The organism is uncultured Campylobacter sp. (assembly GCF_937959485.1).
In the GTDB taxonomy this organism is placed as follows: domain Bacteria; phylum Campylobacterota; class Campylobacteria; order Campylobacterales; family Campylobacteraceae; genus Campylobacter_B.
Window position 1 is genome coordinate 256,221 of the sequence record NZ_CALGPY010000014.1, and the last position, 16,687, is coordinate 272,907.

The 16,687-nt window shown below is 46.9% G+C and carries 16 protein-coding genes; 11 read left to right on the top strand and 5 right to left on the bottom strand.

Going from position 1 to position 16,687, the window contains the following annotated elements:
* Window position 1: 1 nt before the first annotated feature.
* Window positions 2-805 (bottom strand): NAD(+) synthase, encoded by an 804-nt coding sequence (gene nadE / locus Q0380_RS10010; RefSeq protein WP_298963306.1) that lies wholly within the window; start codon window positions 803-805, stop codon window positions 2-4.
* A gap of 95 nt (window positions 806-900) precedes the next feature.
* Here nadE and Q0380_RS10015 point away from each other — a divergent pair, with 95 nt between their 5' ends.
* Entirely contained in the window at window positions 901-1,500 is a 600-nt protein-coding gene (locus tag Q0380_RS10015) for an MBL fold metallo-hydrolase (protein WP_298963309.1), read from the top strand.
* Window positions 1,501-2,154: 654 nt separating this feature from the next.
* Here Q0380_RS10015 and cmoB read toward each other — a convergent pair.
* Window positions 2,155-3,048, bottom strand: a complete 894-nt coding sequence (gene cmoB, locus Q0380_RS10020; RefSeq protein ID WP_298963310.1) for a tRNA 5-methoxyuridine(34)/uridine 5-oxyacetic acid(34) synthase CmoB — start codon at window positions 3,046-3,048, stop codon at window positions 2,155-2,157.
* Window positions 3,049-3,155: 107 nt separating this feature from the next.
* Between cmoB and Q0380_RS10025 the strand changes: the two genes are divergently transcribed.
* From Q0380_RS10025 to Q0380_RS10045, 5 genes are all read left to right on the top strand, one after another.
* Window positions 3,156-4,211 (top strand): transglutaminase-like domain-containing protein, encoded by a 1,056-nt coding sequence (locus Q0380_RS10025; RefSeq protein WP_298963313.1) that lies wholly within the window; start codon window positions 3,156-3,158, stop codon window positions 4,209-4,211.
* 335 nt (window positions 4,212-4,546) lie between these two features.
* The gene (locus tag Q0380_RS10030) at window positions 4,547-5,617 is read left to right on the top strand and encodes a transglutaminase-like domain-containing protein (protein ID WP_298963316.1); all 1,071 of its coding nucleotides are present in this window, start codon (window positions 4,547-4,549) and stop codon (window positions 5,615-5,617) included.
* Window positions 5,618-6,061: 444 nt separating this feature from the next.
* Window positions 6,062-6,463: an aryl sulfotransferase gene (locus Q0380_RS10035; RefSeq protein ID WP_298963318.1), complete on the top strand. Its 402-nt coding sequence runs from the start codon at window positions 6,062-6,064 to the stop codon at window positions 6,461-6,463.
* Window positions 6,456-6,716: a heavy metal-associated domain-containing protein gene (locus Q0380_RS10040; RefSeq protein WP_298963319.1), complete on the top strand. Its 261-nt coding sequence runs from the start codon at window positions 6,456-6,458 to the stop codon at window positions 6,714-6,716. Before Q0380_RS10035 ends, Q0380_RS10040 begins: the two co-directional genes overlap by 8 nt.
* A gap of 277 nt (window positions 6,717-6,993) precedes the next feature.
* A complete protein-coding gene (locus Q0380_RS10045) occupies window positions 6,994-8,271 on the top strand; it encodes a M20/M25/M40 family metallo-hydrolase (RefSeq protein WP_298963321.1) in 1,278 nt (425 codons plus the stop codon).
* Window positions 8,272-8,395: 124 nt separating this feature from the next.
* On the opposite strand, the gene Q0380_RS10050 is transcribed toward Q0380_RS10045, so the two are convergent.
* On the bottom strand, window positions 8,396-8,536 hold the full coding sequence (locus tag Q0380_RS10050; protein ID WP_298963323.1) for a hypothetical protein: 141 nt from the start codon (window positions 8,534-8,536) through the stop codon (window positions 8,396-8,398).
* Window positions 8,537-8,598: 62 nt separating this feature from the next.
* On the opposite strand from Q0380_RS10050, the gene Q0380_RS10055 reads away from it, so the two are divergent.
* Window positions 8,599-10,074 carry a hypothetical protein gene (locus tag Q0380_RS10055; RefSeq protein WP_298963325.1) on the top strand — a complete coding sequence of 492 codons (1,476 nt, stop codon included), beginning with the start codon at window positions 8,599-8,601 and terminating at the stop codon, window positions 10,072-10,074.
* A gap of 195 nt (window positions 10,075-10,269) precedes the next feature.
* Here Q0380_RS10055 and nth read toward each other — a convergent pair whose 3' ends face one another.
* A complete protein-coding gene (nth, locus tag Q0380_RS10060; RefSeq protein ID WP_298963327.1) occupies window positions 10,270-10,905 on the bottom strand; it encodes an endonuclease III in 636 nt (211 codons plus the stop codon).
* Window positions 10,906-11,010: 105 nt separating this feature from the next.
* Between nth and Q0380_RS10065 the strand changes: the two genes are divergently transcribed.
* From Q0380_RS10065 to Q0380_RS10080, 4 genes are read left to right on the top strand one after another with little or no spacing between them, the layout of a single operon-like run.
* Complete coding sequence (locus Q0380_RS10065; RefSeq protein WP_291936539.1) at window positions 11,011-11,820, top strand: peptidyl-prolyl cis-trans isomerase; 810 nt, start codon at window positions 11,011-11,013, stop codon at window positions 11,818-11,820.
* 14 nt (window positions 11,821-11,834) lie between these two features.
* The gene (fbaA, locus tag Q0380_RS10070; protein WP_298963330.1) at window positions 11,835-12,899 is read left to right on the top strand and encodes a class II fructose-bisphosphate aldolase; all 1,065 of its coding nucleotides are present in this window, start codon (window positions 11,835-11,837) and stop codon (window positions 12,897-12,899) included.
* Window position 12,900: 1 nt separating this feature from the next.
* Entirely contained in the window at window positions 12,901-14,190 is a 1,290-nt protein-coding gene (locus Q0380_RS10075) for a MotA/TolQ/ExbB proton channel family protein (RefSeq protein ID WP_298963332.1), read from the top strand.
* Window positions 14,177-15,199 carry an OmpA family protein gene (locus tag Q0380_RS10080; RefSeq protein WP_298963334.1) on the top strand — a complete coding sequence of 341 codons (1,023 nt, stop codon included), beginning with the start codon at window positions 14,177-14,179 and terminating at the stop codon, window positions 15,197-15,199. The genes Q0380_RS10075 and Q0380_RS10080 overlap by 14 nt, the downstream gene beginning before the upstream one ends.
* A 337-nt stretch (window positions 15,200-15,536) precedes the next feature.
* Here Q0380_RS10080 and Q0380_RS10085 read toward each other — a convergent pair whose 3' ends face one another.
* Window positions 15,537-16,580 carry an SEL1-like repeat protein gene (locus Q0380_RS10085; RefSeq protein WP_298963336.1) on the bottom strand — a complete coding sequence of 348 codons (1,044 nt, stop codon included), beginning with the start codon at window positions 16,578-16,580 and terminating at the stop codon, window positions 15,537-15,539.
* Window positions 16,581-16,687 lie beyond the last annotated feature (107 nt).

A 16,687-nucleotide genomic window follows, 5' to 3' on the forward strand; every position in this document is an offset into this window, starting at 1 on the left:
CTTAGTGTGCGGGCTCTATGCGGGCGACCGCGGGCGCGCGAAGCTTAAAATTATTTTTAAGAATTCTACGGACGATAAATTTTACCAGCTCTTGATTGTGGTGCGAGTTTTGCAGATATTTTAGATCGTTTACGGTTATTTGCTCGCCTGAGCGAAATTTCGTCCGCAGCGCTTCGTGCGAAAAAATATCTCTTAGCACGCTATCTAAAATCTCGTAGCTGTATCCAAGCTCACGTTCATCGCTTTGATTTTCCCATAGATCGGCGCTTGGGGCTTTTTTGATGATCGCATCGTCTATGCATAAAATTTTTGCAAATTTAAACAGATCGCTTTTAAAAATTTCTCCGATCGGATTAAACGCGCAGGCTAAATCTCCGTAAATCGTGCCGTAGCCGAGCATCCTCTCGCTAAGATTGCTCGTGCCTACGACTACTCCGCGTTTTTGCGCACTGTAATCATAAAGCAAGCTCATTCTCACGCGCGCGGCAAAATTTCCGATGCGAAGAGCGCTTACACCGGGATTTAAAGCGGTAAAATTTTCTACAAACGGCGCGATCTCTTTGATCTCGTAGGGGATATTAAAGGATTCGCAGTGAAAGATGCCGTCTGCCATATTTTCTAAATTTGAACCCGCACTAGGCAGGATAAGTCCGTAAGTGGGGATCTCCGTAAGTGCACAAAGCGCAGAAACCACGGCGCTGTCAAGCCCACCGCTGATGCCTACTACAAAGGCGTCCGCACCCGTTTCATCGAGTCTCTCCGATAAAAAATCGGTCAGTTGCGGCAGCAAATCATCCAAAAACATAATATTTAGCCTTAAAATTTTACGTTAAATTGTGCGAATTTTAACTATTTTTGGCTAAATTACGGCTTTAATTTAAGCTTAAAAGGAGGATTTAAATGCAAATTTTAAAAAAAGCTTTCGGTGAATACGCGACGAACTGCTACATTCTAAAGGGCGAGCGGGGCGATTTGGTGATCGATCCGGGCGAGGGCAGTTTTGATTGGGTGATGCAAAATACGGGAAAGATCACCGCGGTTTTGAATACGCACGGGCATTTCGATCATGTTTACGACGACGCCAAGCTGCAAAGGGCGGGCGCTAAAATTTATATCCACGAGGATGACGCCTTTATGCTGCGGGCGGATCCCTTTGAGACGATGCCCGAGCCCATAGAAGCGGACGTACTCGTAAAAGGGCAGGAGCAAAGCTTTGAAATAGCGGGCTTTAACGTTAAATTTAGCCTTTTTGCAGGACACACGCCTGGCAGCTGTATGATCGAAGCGGGCGGCGCGATCTTTAGCGGCGACGTCATGTTTAAAGGCTCTATCGGCAGGTGGGATTTTCCTTTTTCAAACGGCGAGCAGATGAGAGAGTCTTTGCATAAAATTTTGCAGATAGGGGGCGATTTTACGCTCTATCCGGGACACGGCCCAAATACGAGCCTAGTGGCCGAGAGGCAAAATTTAAAATATTTTTTGCAACTTTTTGAGCGCTGATCGTTTAAATTTAACCGCGCTTCGTCGCGCAAAGAGCGGTGTGAAGCGGTGTGAAGCGGTGTGAAGCGGTGTGAAGCGGTGTGAAGCGGTGTGAAGCTGCTCGGCGTTTGAAATTTATACCGCTTTGTTCGTGGGCGCTAGAATTTGTGCCGCTTTATTTGTAGGTAGCAGAATTTATGCAACTTTGCTCGCATTACAGGCGCCGAAATTTGCCGCTTAATTTACGGTCGCGGGCGTTAAATTATGCGCCGCGTTCGCACTATGCCTGCACCAGCGTGCGCTGCGTAGATAAAATTTTAAAATTTACCGCCGCTTGATTAAATTTAATAAAATTTCGCGCCGCCGCGTATGCAAGACGCAAAGCGTAGCGCAAAAGCAAAATTTAAAATTCGTGCTGTCGCGCGTGTAAAGCGTAGCACAAAAGGCGAAATTTAAAATTTGCGCCGCCGTACCGACCCTGGCCGCTACAATGCGATCTAATCCGACTCGAGTCCGCCAAATTTAGCTAAATTTCGCATCCCGCCGAATGTAAAATTTTCCCTGCGAGCCGATTAAATTCAGTAAAATTTTACGCGTTTTTAAAGGCACAAATCATGCCCGAAACCCATTTCATATCGGCGCACGGGTACACGAAAAATGTTTTAAAGGCGCAGATCATGCCCGAAGCCGCACGTAGATACGCCTAGGGGCGGGGTAGCCCTCGATCGTGCGCGAGCTATCGAGCGGGTCTAGGAAATTCTCCAAGCTCTGCCCGTCGATCCACTCCGTTTTGCGCTGCTCGCTAGCATCCGTGGGCTTTTGAGCCAAAATTTCAAAATCTCTAAATTTCGCCCGTTCGCACCAATTCTGCAGTGCGCCGACAGTCGGGACGAAGTAGATATTTGAAATTTTTGAGTAGCTGTTTTTCGGGCACAGCGCGAAATCGCCCGCCCCCTCGATATACATCGTGTCTAAAAACACCTCACCGCCAGCATTTAGCGAGGCTCGTAAATCTTTTAGCATCTTTACAGGGTCGCTGCGGTGGTAGATGACGCCGAGGCAGAAGATCGTATCGAATTTGTGCTCGTAAAAAGGCAGATGTTCCACGCCTAAAAGCTCGAATTTCGCGCCGCTGCGGAGGAATTTTTCGATGAAGCGAAACTGCAGATAAAATAGCGCGCTCGGATCAAACCCCACTAGCTGCGCAGGCGCTAGCTCGCTTGCGCGAAACATATAGTAGCCGTTGTTGCAGCCCACGTCGGCGACGGTTTTGCCGCTCAGATTTAAAAACGGCCGCAGCAGGTTAAATTTCACGAAGCTTCGCCACTCGGAGTCGATGAAAAGATCATTCAGCGCAAAAGGCCCCTTGCGCCACGGCTTTAGCGCTCGCGCGATACGCGAAATTTCATCTCTCTGCTCCGCGTTCGCGTTAAAGCTTGCGCGCACGACGTCGCCGCAGTCGCAGTCGCACTCGCCTATTTGCAGCGCCTCGATCGCGCTTAAAATTTCGCGGTTTTGCCCACTTTGCAGCTTTTTAAAGTTCTCGTCTCTGATTTTTTGCAGATCCATTTTTAATCCTAAAATTTCAAATTTAGCGCCATTTTAACATAAAATTTTATCCATTTTAAGGCGCAAAGAGATAAAATCGACTTGCAATTCAAGCAAAGGAGCAAAAAATGCAAGAAGCAAAAACGAGAAAATTTAGTCTCAGGTTTAATCACGAAATTTCAAGTAGTGGCGCAGAGGTGCGGCTTTGGCTGCCGTTAGTGCTGCAAGAGCCCTATCAGAGGTTGCTTGGCGAATATCATGCCCGCTCAAATGCACAAGAGTCGGCTATCTGTGGAGATCATATAAGCACGTACTACGCGCGCTTCGCACCCGATAAAGAGGCAAGAGCGGGCGTCGGCAAATACGGCGAGCAAGGTGTCGTAGGCGAAGATGACGATTATTTTGAGCTTAGCTTCGATATTGAAATTTCGGAGCGAAACACTGATTTTAGCAAGGTAAGCTTTAATGAAAACGAGCGCTTGAGCCCAGAGATCGAGGAGTTTTTAAAGCCTTCAAAGCTAATTCCGGTAGGCGGCGCTGCAAAACAAAAATCAGACGAGATCACCGGCTCGCTTAAAGGCGATCTGGAAAAGGCGCGCGCGATCTACGAGTGGGTCGCTAAAAATATGAGTCGCGATAATAGCGTGATTGCATGCGGCAGCGGCGACGCAGCGACAATTTTAAGCAGCGGCAAGCTAAGCGGCAAATGCGCCGATATTAATAGCGTGTTCGTCGCACTCTGCAGGGCAGCTGGCATTCCTGCGCGCGCTATTTACGGCATCCGCACGGGCGCGGCGCAGAAATTTTCGCCCGAAATGGGCGTCATGGGCGCCTTAAGCGGCGGTGCGCTTGAAATTTCGGGCGCGCAGCACTGCAGAGCGGAATTTTATCTAAAAGGCTATGGCTGGATCCCCGTCGATCCCGCGGACGTTACAAAGGTGCGATTGGGCGAGAACTTAAGCGAGGATGATTCCAAGCTGGCGCGGGTACGGGAGTATCTTTTCGGCAACTGGGAGCCGTGCTGGCTGGGCTTTAACTACGCTCGCGAAATCGTGCTAAATCCGCGCCCGGCGCATGTCCCGATTGAAATTTTTTCGCATCCGTATTGCGAAGTGGGCGGTACGCCGAAAGATCCGTACTCGCCTAAAAATTTTATCTACGAGTATTTTTCGCGAGAAATTTAATCCTCTGGCGGCTTGCATTTTACCGCCGCGATTTGCTTAAGCTAAGCCGCCGCGCTTCGTCAAAGCTTAACCGTTCCATCGAAACGCACGCTTGGCTTTTGCGACAGCGGCGCTTTTTGCGTGGTTTAGCCTGTGCCGCCGATACATACTGCCTGCGCGCCTAGGTTGCGGGCTATTATGCCCGCTTTGGCGAAATTTCGCGCTATGTCTTGAAGCAAAATTTTAAAATTTTAAAGCTGGTGAAATTTTAAATTTAGCGATTTCAAAGCCGCAAAAGGCTAAAATCCACGCGTAATTAGGGCTAAGGCTTAGCCATTTTATTTTGAAGGCATTTCATGCAAAGACGCGATTTTTTAAGAAACACTGCGATTTTAGGCGCCGTTATAGCAACTCCGAGTATCATTTTGGGCGGGGAAGAAGTCATTGGCAAAAAGAGAACTTTCGGGCTATCGCTAAATCACGAAATTTTGGAGAAGGGTAAGCAGACGCGGCTTTGGATACCGCTTCCTCTCATCACGGAGTATCAAAAGGTAAGCGACATAAAATTTGACGGCAATTTCAACGATCCGTCCGTGGACTATGGCGAAATTCCGACGCTCTATGCCGGCTACGTCGATGTGGCAAAGCCCACGCTAAATATTAAATTTAGCGTCGAGACCTTTGAGCGAAATACCGATTTTAGCAAGGTAAAATTTAATCCGAACGAAAAGCTTGGCCCCGAGGTGGCGAAGTTTTTAGAGCCTAGTGCGCAGATTCAAATCGACGGCGTCGTCAAGCAAAAATCAGACGAGATTGCAGGCGGCATAAAGGGCGATTTGGAAAAGGCGCGCGCGATTTATACGTGGGTGGCGAACACTATGCAGCGCGATAACAGCGTGCTAGGTTGCGGGCTAGGGGACGTGAAGCAAATTTTAAGTAGCGGCAAGCTAAGCGGCAAATGCACCGACATAAATAGCGTTTTCGTCGCACTTTGCCGTGCGCAGGGCATAGCCGCAAGAGAGATGTTTGGCATCCGCGTCGGCGCGTCAAGATTTAGCACTCAAATGGGCGCCGCGCCTAAAGACGGCGTCAGCCATATCTCGGGCGCGCAGCACTGCAGGGCGGAATTTTATCTAAAAGGCCACGGCTGGATCCCGGTCGATCCCGCAGACGTTACAAAGGTGCGGCTGGGCGAGAAGCTAAGCAACGACGATAGCAAGCTCGCTAAAATTCGCGAGTATTTATTTGGCAACTGGGAGATGTGCTGGATCGGCTTTAACTACGGCAGGGACTTCACGCTAAGCCCGCGCCCGGCGCAGTTTCCGATCAATAATTTCGGCTATCCTTACGGCGAAGTGGACGGCAACACGCTAAATTACTACTCGCCGAAAGATTTCAGCTACGATTACAGATCGAAGGAGCTGTAGCGGTTCGCGTTTTGCTATGCGGCACGTCAGCTTGGACTTTTTTAAGTAGGCATGCAAAAGGCTTTCGGCTAGGCGATTTTGAAGCGGATACATAAAGGCACGCCTGATCTGCGTGCTGCCGTTCCTAATTTGACTATGCGCGCTGGGGCGCGTAAAAGCGCGCCTTGTTTTAGCGCTATATTTTAGAATTTTTTAGAATTTTTTAGAATTTTTTAGAATTTTGCGAGCGACATGGCGGCGAAATTTTGAAATTTTAAAGCGAGCAAAATTTTGAAATTTTTCGGCGCGAAATTTTAAAATTTACGGCTTACGGAATTTAAAATTTTGCCTCTTTGCCACTCTGTGCGAAATTTGGTAGCGGTAAAATTTGCAGATAAAATTCCACGCCTAAAGCCGACGAGGGTGCGACAAGATTATGACAAGATTATAATTAAAAGGTAAAATTTGAAAACTGAACTAGAAAATTCCGCGCAAGAAATCTCGGCGCAAAAGCAGGGAGATCCTAGCAAAAATCGCTTCAGCGCGCGCAGTCTTTGGCTGATATTCGCCGCGATTTTTAGCGCGGTCGCGGCGACGTTTTGTTGCCTGCCTGCGCTTTTATTTTTGATTTTCGGCGCGAGTTTTTCCATTTTTTCAGGCGCGGAGGCGCTGGAAGGTTACCGTGCGCCGCTTTCTGCGTTAGCGCTTTTTTGCTTCGCTCTCTCGACGTTTTTCTTTTTCAAAAAGCCGCGCGCATGCTCACTACAAAGCGGGCGCAAAAAATGGATCCTGATCTACGTGCTTTTAGGGACCTTGCTTGCCTTTATGCTTACATATCCTGAAATTTTAGGAGAGCTTTATGCGTAAAATTTTGTTTTTGATGCTTGGATTTACGGCGCTTTTTGCCGACAAAGAGGTTAAAATTTACGTGGAAAAAATCCACTGCCCGCTCTGCACTACGATCGTGCGAAAGGCGCTTTTGCAAACGCCAGGCGTGGTAAGCGCGAAGGTTTCGCAGCAGAGCAAAACCGCAATCGTCGCGGCAAAGGATGACGCAAACGAGACTGCGATGCTTGAGGCGATCGCTAAAACGGGCTATGAGGGCGTAATCGTAAAATAAAAATCCCCGGCAAAATTCGGACTAAATTTTAAATAAAATTCTTGCTAAATTTCGCTAAAATTACTACGATTTGCATAAAATTCATTTTGCGCGGCTTGCCTGCAGCGTAAGCTAGCGCGATTGAAATTCTGCGCGTATTTTGCGGAAGCGCTATGTCGGCGCGATCGCGTTTAAATTTAGCATAATTTCGCAAGCGTTTAAGCGAGCGCAGTCGCTTTTAAATTTAACGAGCGTGTCGCAATAACGCGCGGATATAATAAATTCAAAAGGAGCGAACATGCAAAAAAACGAGGTTATGAACGATTTTAAAAAGCTGTGTGAGATACCGCACTGCAGCTGCGAAACGGAGCAGATGAGGGAGTTTTTAGCGGATTTTGCGCGCTGCCTGGGCTTTAACGTAAACGTCGATGAGGCGGGCAATATCCACGCCGTAAAGGGCGAGCCTAAAATCTGCCTACAAAGCCACTACGACATGGTCTGCGTGGGCGCGGCGCCGAATTTAGAGCTCATCGAAGAAAACGGCATCCTAAGGGCGAAAAACTCTACTCTAGGCGCTGATGACGGCATCGGCGTGGCGATGATGATGGGAGCGATGAGAGAGTTTGCGAATTTGGAGTGCCTATTTACCAACGACGAAGAGGTCGGGCTTGTGGGCGCAAATGCATTTAAAGGTAAAATTTTATCGCCGAATTTGCTAAATTTAGACAGCGAAGAGGACGACCGCGTGACGCTAGGATGCGCCGGCGGCATAAACGTGAGCGCAAAAATCGGCGCCACGAGCGTCAAGAAGAGCGGTAAAATTTACGAGATCGGCGTTACCGGGCTTAGCGGCGGGCACTCAGGCAACGAGATACATAAAAATATCCCAAACGCGACGAAGCTGCTGGCGAAATTCCTCGCCGAGGAGGACTGCGAGCTAATCAGCCTGGATTTTGGCGAGAGGAGCAACTCGATCCCCGCAAACGCCGTGTGCAAGGCGCTTTGTGCACATGAGCTAAAGCAGCGCGGTCTAGTGTGGGTAAAGAGCCTGGGCGAGGGAGAAGCGGACGTGCTGGTAAACAGCGGCAAAATTTTGGCGCTCATCAACTCCTTCGCCCAGGGCGTGCGCAGCTACGACACGCAGCTTGGCATGGTAAATGAAAGTATAAATCTCTCGACGGTTAAGCAGAAGGGCGAAGTGATCGAGTTTGACTTTTTCGGACGCGCGATGAAGCGCGAAGGGCTTGAAAATCTGGGTTTTGAAACAGCTACGCTGGCTAGCGCGCTGGGCTTTGAGGTTAAGGTGGCTGACCGCTCGGCGAACTGGGCGCCTTGCATCAGCGACTTTGCGCATCTGGTGCTCGAAGAGCTGCAAAAACAAAAGCCACAAGCGAAATTTGCCGCCGTGCACGCTGGCCTTGAGTGCGGCGTACTGGTCGCAAAACAGCCCGAGCTGCAAGCCTGCTCCATAGGCCCAAACATCCACTCGCCTCACTCCGTAAACGAGCACTGCGAGATAGCGTCGGTGGAGATGATGGCGGAGGTGGTGAGAAACATAATCGCTAGGTTGCAATAAATTTAGCGGCTTGTCTTTTTGTCCTATACTTCGTTGGATTCAAATTTTACTCGGTCATTACCGACTAGGTAGCTCCCGTCTTAAAATTTAAATCCGCCTCGTCTAGAACAAAAATACTGCGCCTTTAAATTTTGCAGTGACCCTCTTTTGAGCCCACGCCTGTAGTATCGCTACGCTGGTTTTGAAAGAAATTTGAAAATTTTAATCTGCGACGAGCTTTATTCCTAGTCTTGATTAAAATTTTCTGCACAACTTTCAAAATCATCGCGCGATACTTCGCCTTGTAATTTGCGGTTAAAATTATTGTTTTAACTAAGGAGTATGTGAATGAAAAAGATATTACGACTAGCATTGATCGCCGTTTTGTGCGCTTTTGGCGTAGCCTGCGCGATGGCGGTGGATCTATCGTCCAAACAAGGAACTTTTATAAATAATACGCAAACCGCAAATAAGAATTTAAAAGGAAATAGAATGAAAAGCCAGATCAAAAATTTTCTGCAAAATTGCGAGCAGATCGTTAAATCACAAGCAAAGCAATACGAAAACCGCAGCTCTCTCGCAACCAAAATTCCGCCCGTTTTTATACTGTCTTATGATAAATTTGAGCAAAAATTCGGCTCAAATTTACATTTGGATAGTAGTTTTGACGTGCTGGTGTTTGACGGCGATCTTAGCCTGTCGGGGGGCACGATAAATTCCGCTTGGCTTAAGGATAAATTTAACGAAGCGGGCGGCAAAAATAACGCACGAGCGATGTTTGTTAATGGAAATTTATCTATCGGCGGCGATATCATCGATGATGATTATCTGTTTTTACAGGTCGCCAAAGATACGGCGTGCAATTATCTGCATTCGCAGGACGGCGTTATCGCAATCGGCGGCAATCTAACGGCGCTTTGGGGCATAAGCGGCGAATACAACGACGGGATGTTGCAGGTTTTTGGAAAAACGCAAGCGCCGTATATCGTCTCAAACGACCACGCGATGCCTGATCATAGCATTAGCCAATGCGTCTATGTCCTAGACGGACGGATCGGTCAAAGCTACCTGGGCGCGCTTGAGGGTTGGGATTTTTTCGAAAATAGCGAGCTGATGTTTAAGGACGGAATTTGTGAAGATGAGCATCAGATCGATATTTCCGCCTTTTTTAAATTCGTAAAAAAAGGCGTTAATCCGCTAGTGGATTTTAAAACTTTTGAAGCTAGAAAAGCCGCCCTAGATGAAGAGAGTGAAGAGCAGGAGCCTGGATATTCAAGCGATCTGCCTAAAAATTCCGAAACCGTCGCCGAGATATTAAATTTAGAAAATTTCAGCGGTGGCGATGAGGAGCTATACGAGCATATGGTGAGCGAATTCGGAGCCATAGAAAAAATAGACGATGAAAGCGAAAAATATGCTTATGGCGGCAGAGCCTTCGAGCTATCTATCATCGCGGCGAGGATGGCGGAAAATTGGCGGCTGATTACCCAGCGTTACTCTGCGCAGCAGATAGACGATCTGCGCAAAATCATCATTAAGAGCGCGACGAATTTAGCCGATTATTTTTTAAAAATCGGCGATAAAAAACAGCTTGCGTTCATCTATGAATTTTTAAACGATGATGCGGTAAGCATCGAAAAAGACGAGCCGTTTTTATACGAAACGCTGGTGCGCGCGGGCTTGGAGCTGCAAGATTACGATAGCACTTACGCGCTAGTGTCCGTCATCGATAAAAAGTCCGAATTTTTGCCGCAGGAGATGGCAAAAAGCATCGCGGACGTGATTAAAAGCGAAGGATACCGGGCTTGGCTGGCAAAACAGTAAGCTCCGAAAAGTAAAATTTCAAATTTTGCTAAAAGATAAAAATCAAAAGAGGCGTTTATAAAATTTCAATCTAAATTTTTCGCGCCATAAAGCCGAGCGTCTGCTATAAAGCGGCTTTAAGCAAGGCGTCAAAATTTTAAAATTCCGTCAAATTTAAGTGCGTAAATTTTAAGCTCGCATTTGCAGGTTAAAATTTTACGGAAAATTCTTATCCTTGCTGCTGCACAGCTCGTTTAAAAAGCACTCCTTGCAGTTTGGCTTTATCGCCTTACAGGTGTAGCGGCCGAAAAGCACCATGCCTTGGTGTAGCTTGCCAAGATCCGTTTTAAAAGCCTCGCTTAGATCGCGCTCCGTAAGCTCGGGCGTCTTTGCACGGCTCAGCCCCAGGCGATGCGCGACGCGAAAGACGTGCGTATCCACCGCCATCACGTTTGCGCCCGCGCCCTCTAAAAGCACGACGTGAGCAGTCTTTTGCCCCACGCCCGCAAGAGATTTTAGCCCCGCTTCATCTAGAGGAATGACGCCGCCGAAGTCGCGAACCACCGCCTGCGCCATTTTGATTAAATTTATCGCTTTGTTGTTGTAGAAATTGCACGAGCTAATTAGCAGCTTAACGCTTGCCAGATTGGCCTTTGCGAGCTCCTTAACGTTAGGAAATTCCGCAAAAAAGCGCGGCGTTATCAAATTTACCCGCTTGTCGGTACACTGCGCGCTAAGCATCACGCAGACTAAAAGCTGATAGTTATCTTTAAATTTTAACTCGCTGCGCTCTTCCGCGAAGTTTTGCAGAATTCTCTTTTTTATCTCTAAAATATCTTTTTTACTTCTCATTTGCATTTCCTCAAGGCGGAATTCTACCCTAAAATTCTAAAGTACAGTTTGATTGTTAACAACTTTGAGTTATAATCGCCGTTAAAATTTTTTTAAGGAATTGTGATGAAAAAAGTTTTATTTACAGCACTTAGTTTGGCTGCCGCTATCAGCCTTAACGCTACTGTTTACGCTACCGTAAATGGCAAAGACGTAACCGAAAAAGAGCTCGCTCCGCTACTTCAAGGCATAGGCAATGTAGATATCGCTGCTCTTAATGCCGATCAAAAAAAGGAGCTTATCGATAAAGGCATCGATCTGATGCTGCTAACGGATGAAGCTAAAAAATCGGGCGTTATGGACGAAGACGTTTATAAAAAAGAGCTTGAAATCGTAAAAGATAACTTAGCGCTTCGTGTATGGCAGGCTAAAGAAGCCAGTAAAATAAATATCGACGATAAAGAAATAGCCGATTTTTATAACAAAAACAAAGCGCGCTTTACCGAGCCTGCGAGAATCAAAGCGGCTCAGATCGTCGTTAAAACCGAAGCTGAGGCAAACGATATTATTAAGCAGTTAAAAGGGCTTAGCGACAGTGCACTATTTACTAAATTTGCAGAGCTTGCCAAAGCTAAATCTATCGATCCGCAGGCTAAACAAACCGGCGGCGAGCTAGGCTGGATGCCTAGCGATCAGGTCAAGCCTTTTGCCGATGCGATCTCTAAGATAAAAGATGGTCAAATCACTACTAAAGCGATTAGAAGCAGGGTTGGATATCACGTCGTGTTAAAAGAGGAGTCTCAAGCTAAAAAGCAGTTAAGTCAAAGCGAAGCAAAGCCTTTTATTGAGCGCGTGCTTAGACAGCAAAAAGCGGCGAAAGTAGTCGAGCAAAAAGCGGCAGATCTTCACAAAAACGCTAAAATCGAGTATAAATAATATAGGAGCTAAAAATGGGCGTTTTAGATATAGTAAAACCGGGCGTTTTAAGTGGCGATGACGTAAGTAAGGTCTATGCGTATGCGAAGCAGCAGGGCTTTGCGATCCCTGCGGTAAACGTAGTGGGATCAAATTCCATAAACGCCGTCTTGGAAAGCGCTAAAATCGCAAATTCGCCCGTTATTATTCAGTTTAGCAACGGCGGCGCAGCATTTTATGCAGGCGCTACTTGCCCTAATGCCGCAGTTTTAGGCGCTATCGCAGGCGCGCATCAAGTGCATGCTCTGGCGGCTCATTACGGCGTTGCGGTGATTTTACATACCGATCATGCCGCAAGGAAGCTGCTCCCGTGGATCGACGAGCTTATAAAAGCCAATACCACTCATAAAAAAGCTCACGGCGTGCCGCTTTTTAGCTCGCACATGCTCGATCTTAGCGAGGATGATTTGGAGCTAAATTTAGCGACCTGCGAGAAATATTTGGAAATTTTAAGCGATCTTGGAATTTCGCTTGAGATCGAGCTTGGCGTCACAGGCGGCGAAGAGGACGGTGTCGATAATACCGGCGTCGATAATGCTCGGCTTTACACCCAGCCTGCAGATGTCGCGCTCGCCTACGAGCGACTTGGCAAAATCAGCGATAGATTCAGCATCGCGGCGAGCTTTGGCAACGTCCACGGCGTGTATAAGCCGGGCAATGTTGTGCTGAGACCTGAAATTTTGAAAAATTCGCAAAAATTCGTGCGCGAGAAATTTAATCTGCAATCCGAAAAGCCCGTAAATTTCGTCTTTCACGGCGGTAGCGGCAGCGAGACCCCCGACATCAAGACGGCCGTGAGCTACGGCGTGGTAAAGATGAATATCGACACCGACACGCAGTGGGCATTTTGGGACGGCGTGCGCGCTTATGAGGCCAAAAATCGCGGCTATTTGCAAGCTCAAATCGGCAATCCGGAAGGTGAGGATAAACCGAATAAAAAATTCTACGATCCTCGCAAGTGGCTGAGAGCGGGCGAGCAGAGTATGGTGGCGCGCTTGCAGGTCGCATTTGAAAATCTAAATTGCCTAAATAGGAACTAATATGGATCGCCCGAATAACGAAGTGCTCGATATCACGCTACCTGAGGCGAAGGAGCGCTCGCTAGCGGGCGTTTTTTTTAAGATCGCAGCTCTGCCGATCGCGGTTTTTGTGGTGTTTTTGCTGGGCTATTTGGGGCTTATCGGGCTGAAGGTAGAAACGCACTCGATCCTGATGCTTGCGGTTTTGCTCATTATTGCACTAATTTTAGCTCGTCATAATGCAGAATACGGCTGCTTAAATTTTCAAAATAATATCGATGACTTCAAGCGCGAGCTAAAGAATTACATCGTCGCCAATCTCTTAAGTATCGGCGGTAAAAAAAAATCAGATGCCAGCTTTGATCTTTTTGTGGACGAATACGGCTACTCGCTGCGTAATCAAAACTACGCTTCCGTCGCGTCGGCAGTCTTTCCGATGCTTGGAATTTTAGGAACTTTCATCTCGATTGCGATTTCGATGCCACACTTTTCCTCAAGCAATATCGATGGGCTCGAAACCGAGATCGCGCAGCTTCTAGGCGGCGTGGGCACAGCGTTTTACGTCTCGATCTATGGAATTTTCTTAGCGCTTTGGTGGATATATTTTGAGAAAAAGGGCATCAGCAAATATGAGCGCCTGCTCATCAAATACAAAAATTCCACTAAAAATTTTTTCTGGAACAAAGACGAAATAACACAGGGCTATCTGAGTGAAATTTTAAACGCTAATTCTGAAATTTCGCGCTCATTTGCGATGATGAGCTCTACGAATTTTACCGAAAGACTAAACCGACTAATCGATGAAAAAATCGGCGCTTTTGAAAGCGTGATGGAAGCCGAGAAGCGAAGTATGGCGATTACACAAGAAGAGCTTGAAAAAGCAGGAGAGATGATCCAAAGGACAAATTTCGCTCACGGCGAGTTAGATAAGAGCTTCGCTCAAATTTTATCTGCGCTCAAGTCCGTGTCTGCAAGCCTAATCGAAATTCAAAACGGAATTTCCGCGCAGTATCTAAGCCAGTCTAAAACTTTAACGGACGGGCAAGGCGAGCTGGCTAACATTACTAGTGCATTAAGCGCTCAAATCAAGAGCCTAAATGCTTCCTTGGGCGGGTTTGCGGGCGAAATTTCAAGTTCACAGAATGCTTACGCCGCTAAAATTGACGCTAGCTTTAAGGGGCTAAGCGCGGATTTGAAGGCACTTTTAGCTGGAGAGGGCGCTGCGCGGACGAGCAACGAAAGTATCATCGAAGAGCTTCGAAAAACGCTTGCGAGCATCGATGAAAAAGCACTTTTAGATGAAAACGAATAACGAAGAAAAAGAAACCTTCTGGATCGCGTACGCCGATTTGATGGCGGGACTACTTTTTGTTTTCGTGCTTTTAGTAGGCGGCATCATCGTCAAATACTTCCTCACGCAAAGCAACCTGCAAGAGAAAGAAAGTCAAATTTCAAGCGCGCTAGCAAGCCTGCAAAGCCAGGAGAAAAAAAGCGCCGAGCTTGAAGCGCTGAATAAAATTTTTAGCGACCAGCTCGAGAAGCTAAATATAGAAAACACCGACCTTCGCAAGCAAAATTCCATCTATTTCATACAGATCGAAGATCTGACCGAGATGGCGGAGAGGCTGAAAAAAGAGAATTTAGACATCAACTCGCTTCTGCAAAAAGCGCGCGACGACGCCAACGCTACGATCAGCCAAAACGAGCTTAAGATCGCCTTTTTGCTCGATCAGCTCACAAAGAAGGAGAGCGATTTTAATAAAATTTTACAAGACCTCAACGTCACGAAAAACCGCATCCGTAACCTAACCGGAATGAAGGTCAAGATCATCGCCGATCTGAAGGAGAAGCTGGGCGGCAAGATCCGCATCGACAACGAAAGCGGCGCGATGACGCTAAGCTCGTCGATCCTTTTCGACAAAGGCTCAAGTGAGCTAAAAGAGGGCGCCAAAGAGACGCTCCGCTCGACGCTGCAGAGCTATTTCGCCGCGCTTTTGAATAATGATGAAATTCGTGAAAATTTAGATCAGATCATCATCGAGGGGCACACGGATAGCGACGGCGGGTATTTGTATAACCTCGAGCTGTCGCAAAACAGGGCGTTTGCCGTGATGGATTTCATCAATTCGTGGAATAAGGACGAGCGGCTGCAAAAATATCTCATCGCCAGCGGTCGCAGCTACACACAGCCCGTGATGCGCAGAGGCGTCGAGGACAAGGACGCCAGCCGCCGTATCGAGATAAAATTTACGCTCTCAAACAAAGAGGCGATGGAGGAGATCAGGAAATTTTTGCAGTTCGACGCGAACGCTACGAATTAGCGGCTCGCCCTTAACGGCTCGCTCGAAATTTTAGCCCGCAAAAAAGAGGGCTTAAAATTTTAAAATTCTTAAAGAATTAACGGCTCATCTGAAATTTCAACGGCGGCGGAGCGCATCCTTTTATTTTGACGCGAATGTCGTCGTAATTTGGCGGCTCGCTAAATTTTACGCACCGCTTACGGAGCATCTGCCGCGGCGGAATGGGTTTAAATTTTAAGTCCGCGCATTTTGACGCGCTTTTAGCGCTGCCACGCGATAATATGGTTTAAATTTAGACTTTTAATTTAAGCCGTAAATTTAAAGCGGGCTTAACGAGCGGCTTAAAATTTATGATAGGTTAAAAACCTTGCTCGTTTAGCTTTCTATATCCGTCACAACCGACTTGAGATCCTAAATCGCAAGCCTTATTTAAATATTTTTTTGCAGTATTCGCGTCCTGCCCCACGCCTTTGCCATAGAAATATAAAACTCCGAGATTATAACAGCTGTCGCCAAATCCCAAGTCGCAAGCCTCAGAATATAATTCGTTTGCTTTTTTATAATCTTGATTCACACCCTTACCTAAATTATATAAAACACCCATATTGTAGCATCCTTTGGCCATTCCTAAATTGCAAGCTTTAGAATATAATTCGAACGCTTTCTTGTAATTTTGTTTTACGCCACTGCCATCTTCATATGAAGCTCCAAGATTATAACACCCTTCGGCAATCTCCAAATCGCAGGCCTTAGAATAGAATTGATTTGCTTTTTGGTAGTCTTGCTTTACGCCGCCATCTCCTTTTTCGTATAAAACTCCAAGATTGTGGCAGCTTTCGCCATGTTTCAAATCGCAAGCTTTTGAATATAGCTCGCTTGCTTTTTTGTAGTTCTGTTCTACGCCTTCGCCAGATGCATATAAAAGCCCGAGATTGTAGCATCCGTCACCTTCTTGCAAATCGCAAGCTTTGGAAAGCAGTTCAGTCGCCTTTTTGTAATCTTTCTCTACCCCTTTGCCTGAGTAGTATAAAACACCCAGATTGCCGCAAGCTATGCTATTTTTTAAGTCGCAGGCCTTAGAATATAGTTCGGTCGCTTTTTTATAATCTTGTTCTGTGCCCTTGCCGTATTCGTATGACGCCCCTAAGGTGGTGCAACCCCAGCCATCGCCCAAATTACAGGCTTTAGAATTTAGCTCTTTTGCTTTCTCATAATCCTGCTTCACGCCATCCCCTGAATAGTATGCCATGGCGAGATTCACGCATGCTAAGGTATTGTTGCTATCGCATTCGCTTTGTAATCTGCTTATACCGGGATCTTCTTGTTCCGCCGATGGCAAAGCCGTGGCTTCTGCTAGCGATAAAGCCGCCGTGGCGATCAGCGCTAAAAATATCTTTTTCATACATCGCTCCATTTAAAATTTCGGCTATTTTATTTCATTTTCGCTTAATCTTTTGAAAATCGGCGGGCCCAAAGGGTCTTTAAATTTATACAGCCGCGAGCTTAAAG